This is a genomic window from Rossellomorea oryzaecorticis (assembly GCF_038405515.1).
GTDB lineage: Bacteria > Bacillota > Bacilli > Bacillales > Bacillaceae_B > Rossellomorea > Rossellomorea oryzaecorticis_A.
The window spans coordinates 1-5,630 of record NZ_JBBYAF010000081.1 but is presented as its reverse complement, the minus strand read 5'-3'; the positions used below and the strand labels follow the sequence as shown (position 1 = coordinate 5,630).

General features: G+C 43.6%; 5 protein-coding genes and 1 other annotated feature. All 5 genes read right to left on the bottom strand.

Annotated elements, in window-relative coordinates:
* Positions 1-258: 258 nt before the first annotated feature.
* Entirely contained in the window at positions 259-618 is a 360-nt protein-coding gene (gene rplT / locus AAEO50_RS20875) for a 50S ribosomal protein L20 (RefSeq protein ID WP_032087388.1), read from the bottom strand.
* A gap of 28 nt (positions 619-646) precedes the next feature.
* A complete protein-coding gene (gene rpmI / locus AAEO50_RS20870; protein WP_032087387.1) occupies positions 647-847 on the bottom strand; it encodes a 50S ribosomal protein L35 in 201 nt (66 codons plus the stop codon).
* Positions 848-869: 22 nt separating this feature from the next.
* Positions 870-1,373: a translation initiation factor IF-3 gene (gene infC, locus AAEO50_RS20865; protein WP_341986306.1), complete on the bottom strand. Its 504-nt coding sequence runs from the start codon at positions 1,371-1,373 to the stop codon at positions 870-872.
* Positions 1,374-1,461: 88 nt separating this feature from the next.
* Positions 1,462-1,605: a sequence feature (ribosomal protein L20 leader region), on the bottom strand.
* A gap of 319 nt (positions 1,606-1,924) precedes the next feature.
* Positions 1,925-3,856, bottom strand: coding sequence for a threonine--tRNA ligase (thrS, locus tag AAEO50_RS20860; protein WP_341986303.1), 1,932 nt, complete (start codon positions 3,854-3,856; stop codon positions 1,925-1,927).
* 704 nt (positions 3,857-4,560) lie between these two features.
* Positions 4,561-5,427, bottom strand: a complete 867-nt coding sequence (locus AAEO50_RS20855) for a putative sporulation protein YtxC (RefSeq protein ID WP_341986302.1) — start codon at positions 5,425-5,427, stop codon at positions 4,561-4,563.
* Positions 5,428-5,630: the final 203 nt, after the last annotated feature.

Genomic DNA, 5,630 nt, shown 5'->3' with positions numbered 1-5,630 from the left:
GGCTAGCCCCTCGAGGTCATAAGCTAAATGTGCCAAGAAGGCAAAAAACGCCTTCCCGGCCCATTCATCTTATGCTTGTCGGGGCTGAGCGAGCCACCTCCGCTTTTCTTGCCACAGGCGGCACGCCGAGGAGGCTCGACTTCCTCCCCGGGGAATCTTGTGCCTGCAGCGGAAAGGAACGGGCTCATGTTACTTACATTAAGAAAGGACTGACCAATAAGGCCAGTCCTTTTATCTGTTTGCACGGGGCAAAAGATATTATTTGTTAAGTTGAGCTTTAGCTGCTTCAGCTAATTGGTTGAATGCTTTTTCGTCAGCAATCGCAAGCTCAGCAAGCATTTTGCGGTTAACTTCGATACCAGCAAGCTTCAAACCGTGCATTAAACGGCTGTAAGAAAGACCGTTCATACGAGCTGCCGCGTTGATACGAGTGATCCATAATTTACGGAAATCACGTTTCTTTTGGCGACGGTCACGATAAGCATACATGTATGATTTCATGACTTGTTGATTTGCTACTTTATATAAAGTATGTTTTGAACCGAAATAACCTTTGGCTAACTTAAGAACTTTTTTACGACGTCTGCGTGTTACTGTTCCGCCTTTTACGCGTGGCATAATAATTCCCTCCTGTTTCTATTACTTCTTATTTTAGGTTGTCAAGCATATGACGAATGCGTTTGAAATCTCCTTTAGAGACAACAGCTGCTTTACGTAGCTTACGTTTTGCTTTTGTAGATTTATTTGCGAATAAGTGGCTTGTGTAAGCGTGAGAACGTTTAAGTTTACCAGAACCTGTTTTCTTGAAACGCTTAGCTGAGCCGCGGTGAGTTTTCATTTTTGGCATGTGCTTTTCCTCCTCGGGTCCTTTATTTTTCGTTGACTGGTGCAAGCACCAAGAACATGCTGCGACCATCCATTTTCGGCTTGGATTCAACAGTTGCAAGATCTTTACACTCATCTGAGAAACGATCTAATACCCGTTGACCAATTTCTTTGTGCGTAATTGCACGGCCTTTAAAGCGGATTGACGCTTTAACTTTGTCTCCTTTTTCAAGGAACTTGCGAGCGTTGCGAAGCTTAGTATTGAAATCATGCTCATCAATCGTAGGGCTTAAGCGCACTTCTTTAAGATTGATGATTTTCTGATTTTTACGTGCTTCTTTTTCTTTCTTTTGTTGTTCAAACTTAAACTTTCCGTAGTCCATGATACGGGCAACGGGTGGTTTTGCATTTGGAGCAACTAGAACAAGATCAAGATTTACACGTTCAGCAATTTCAAGGGCTTCATTCTTGGATTTAATCCCAAGCTGCTCACCATTTTGATCGATAAGACGTACTTCACGGGCACGAATAGTTTCGTTTAAGATCATGTCTTTGCTAATAATTAGCCACCTCCAAGGTTTATTAAAAGAATACACGGCTTTGGTCTCAGCACCCGCCCAATTTTTGTGGTTTTTCACACAAAAAAAGATGCAGGTGTCGAAACACCCGCATCTGATTATAAAAGCATCTATAAAAAGCTTTAATAGTCAATATCATACCTGGCAACTGCTCTTATTGAGCGTCATTCAGGTGAGAAGCGGGTAGCTTCTTCTTGTACCAAACTGTATTCAATTCACCTTAGATACTATATCACATGACATATTGGATGTCAAACAATCGTTCTAATGTCACAACGTTTCTTATAATATCAGACATTGATGTGGAGTGCAACAATTTTTTTATGATTTGACACTTTTCAACACCGCCGCCTGATTTCCGTCCAAGACTTCGCTTTCCGCGGGCGGGTGTGGAGCCTCCTCGTCGCGCCTTAAGGTGGACTTAACTGTCCAGCTGCAGCCGCTAAAATACATTCAATAAACAATCTTTTTTATAACATTATAAAGACGGACCCATATCCAGGTCCGTCCCTCACAATCTATTAACGTTTTGCTTCTTTCGCAATCTCTTCCACGAATTGATCCAATGAGATTGTTTCAGACTTCTGCTCCCCGTATTTACGAACGTTCACTGCACGTTCTGAAATCTCATTATCACCAAGTACAAGCATATATGGAACTTTGCTCATTTGAGCTTCACGGATTTTATACCCCATTTTTTCGTTGCGGTCATCGATTTCAACGCGAAGGCCTTCTGCTTGCAGCTTCTCCTTCACTTCTCTTGCATAGTCAAAGTGGACATCAGGTGAAACAGGGATCAGCTGAACCTGAACAGGTGCAAGCCAAGTCGGGAAAGCGCCTTTGTATTCTTCGATCAGGAAAGCAACAAAGCGTTCCATTGTCGATACGACACCACGGTGGATAACGACCGGGCGATGCTGTTTACCATCTTCACCGACATAAGATAAGTCAAAACGCTCCGGAAGAAGGAAGTCAAGTTGAACAGTGGATAACGTCTCTTCTTTTCCAAGAGCCGTCTTCACTTGAACGTCCAGCTTAGGTCCGTAGAATGCAGCTTCCCCTTCTGCTTCGAAGTAATCAACATCAAGCTCATCCATCGCTTCCTTGATCATGCCTTGTGCACGATTCCACATTTCATCGTCATCGAAGTACTTTTCAGTATCTTCAGGATCCCGGTACGATAAACGGAATAAATAGTCATTGAGATCAAAGTCTTTGTATACTTCCTGTACCAAACGAACCACACGCTTGAATTCTTCTTTAATCTGGTCTGGACGCACGAAGATGTGAGCATCGTTCAGTGTCATCCCGCGTACACGCTGAAGGCCGGAAAGCGCTCCGGACATTTCGTAGCGGTGCATCATGCCAAGCTCTGCGATACGGATCGGAAGTTCGCGGTAGCTGTGAATGCCGTTTTTGTAAATCATCATGTGATGAGGGCAGTTCATTGGACGAAGGACAAGGTCTTCATTGTCCATTTCCATCACCGGGAACATATTTTCCTGATAGTGATCCCAGTGTCCGCTTGTCTTGTAAAGCTCTACACTTCCCATTACCGGAGTGTACACATGGTCGTAACCAAGGCGTTCTTCTTTATCAACGATATAACGCTCGATGATGCGGCGGATTGTCGCTCCTTTTGGAAGCCACATCGGAAGGCCCTGACCTACTTTTTGGGAATTCATGAAAAGGTTCAGTTCTTTACCGATTTTACGGTGATCACGTTCTTTCGCTTCTTCCAACAAGCGAAGGTGCTCGTCCAGGTCGGCCTTTTTGAAGAATGCTGTTCCGTAAATACGCTGCAGCATTTTGTTGTCGCTGTTTCCGCGCCAGTAGGCACCCGCAATGCTTAGCAGCTTGAACTCTTTTATTTTATTTGTAGAAGGAATATGAATCCCGCGGCAAAGATCAAAGAACTCACCCTGCTCATAAATGGAAACCTGTTCGCCTTCAGGGATTGCTTCAAGAAGCTCAAGCTTGTATTCATCGCCGACTTCTTCATAAATCTTCTTCGCTTCATCCCGGCTTACTTCTTTCCTGATTACTTCAAGGTTTTCACCTGTCAGTTTCTTCATTTCTTTTTCAATAAGGGGAAGATCCTCAGGAGTAAATGTATGTTCAGAATCAATATCATAGTAGAATCCGCCCTCAATGACAGGACCGATTCCAAGCTTTGTTTCCGGGTACAGGCGTTTGATTGCCTGGGCCATTAAGTGAGCCGTACTGTGGCGGATGATTTCTAACGCCTCCGCATTGTCAGGCATGATGATTTCAATTTTCCCGTCTTCCATGATTCCCGTACGGAGATCAATCAATTCGTCATTTATCTTACCGGCGATCGCCTTTTTCTTCAAGCCCGGGCTGATCGATGCAGCTATGTCCTCAGTACTTGTCCCTTTGGGAAACTCCTTCACATTTCCGTCCGGGAACGTAATTTTAATCTGTTCAGACATTTGTGTTCACTCCTTTGAATTTTTTCATGTATTTTTTATAAGGGTGTGGGTTATACATGCATTCAATAGAACCAGTTAGTATAGTATTGAGTTGGCTCCAGCTGTTGATTGGAGTGCAAGACGAAGACTCCTATCAGAAAAGCGGAAGGGCTTTGCTCAGAGGCGGGTGGAATAAGACGAATCGGCCATGAAGGCGTTCTTTGCCTTCTTGGTCGGTTTGGCTTATGACATGTGCCTCTAAGCCCTGCAGCTGGACAGTTAAGTCCACCTTAAGGCGCGACGAGGAGGCTCACGGGTCACCCGCGGAAAGCGAAGTCTTGCACGGAAATCAACAGCGGTGTTTAGAGCCAAAAACAAAAAACCCCGCCCCTTCATAATTGAAGGGACGAGGTTAATAGATAAACTCGTGGTTCCACCCAACTTCTCATCCGCTGCAAAAAAATGCAAAGAATGACTTCATTGAAAACGAATAACGACATTTAGCCGTCAATCCTTACTAAGGTCTTGAACCATTTCCGGATTGAGGTTCGGAGGCGGTAAATATTACTGTCGAATTAGGAAGCTTGCAGCCCTGGCTTCCCTCTCTGTGAATCGAATAGGAATATTGTTGTCCTCTTCATAACCTTTTACTTATAGACTTATTATGTAGGTATTATAATCGGTTATGCTGTCAAAAGCAAGGGCTGAAGGCAAAATTAGACTTCCTATTCATTAGCAATATCAACAGAAGGATAAAGAAGGGTTTCAGGGAAATAATGGAGTGGCAGAAGATCGATCCGCTCCTCAAAAATATTTTGCAATGTTCTTACCAGATTATGCTCCCCGCTCCCGTAGACATATATTTTTTCGGGAGCAATAGACAGCAGCGGCGCGATCGTATAAGAATCCACATAAAGAGGATGATTGCTCAAAAGCCGCTTATCAATGAACTTTGTGAGCTCTTCCCTTGATACTTCCTTCATGTTTTCATCAAAAAAGCGAAATTCGAATCCAGTGGAGTAAAGATGAATCGTATCAAGCTTCTTCTCTCTTGAAGCCAAGTACTCCCTCAGCATATGGATGAACATTTGATATTCCTGTTCCATTTTATATTCGTCAATCGCAAGTTCCACCATGGCGGAAATCCTGAGCTGCAGCTTTTTCAGCCTGAACGTACTGTAAGAATCAAATGATACAGGTGTATAGCCGTCCAGTAATAACTCAAGGCTTTCCCTGACAAATAAGGGTTCATCCCACTTTTCCAGCAGCTGGTCCAATTCTGGACGCTCCCCCATTCTCATGTCAGAAACAATTTCTAAAATCTGTTCAATTTCATGGATATCCTCATAATAAAATTGGTTCCGCAGCATATCTTCGGCCCAATCGATACATTTGTCACCCAGGATGAATTCTGTTGTTCCTTTCATCAGCCGTTCTTTTCCGTTATGTGGATTTGAAACATCTATAGTAAGGTTATAATGGGTTTTATGTTGAAAAAGCGTTTCATGAAACCAGGATTGCAGATCATACTTGGTCAGGCACTGTTGAAGCTTTAATGCATCATTTTTCTGTTTGAAAATGAATTCAATCAAACTTTCTCCCCTCCTTAAAGCCGGAATCCCTGCTTTATATATATGGGGGGCTTGTATGAATTAGAAGTTTGTTTGTGAAATTAATTGCATTAGTGTTGTTCTTTTATCACCGCTGTTGATTTCCGTGCAAGACTTCGCTTTCCGCGGGCGGCCGGTGAGCCTCCTCGTCGCTGCGCTCCTGTGGGGTCTCACCTGTCTCGCTT

What these genes read in the sequence shown, in the direction of transcription:
- rpmI (WP_032087387.1), bottom strand. Translation starts at nt 847, where the DNA reads ATGCCAAAAATGAAAACTCACCGCGGCTCAGCTAAGCGTTTCAAGAAA.
- thrS (WP_341986303.1), bottom strand. Translation starts at nt 3,856, where the DNA reads ATGTCTGAACAGATTAAAATTACGTTCCCGGACGGAAATGTGAAGGAG.
- infC (WP_341986306.1), bottom strand. Translation starts at nt 1,373, where the DNA reads ATGATCTTAAACGAAACTATTCGTGCCCGTGAAGTACGTCTTATCGAT.
- rplT (WP_032087388.1), bottom strand. Translation starts at nt 618, where the DNA reads ATGCCACGCGTAAAAGGCGGAACAGTAACACGCAGACGTCGTAAAAAA.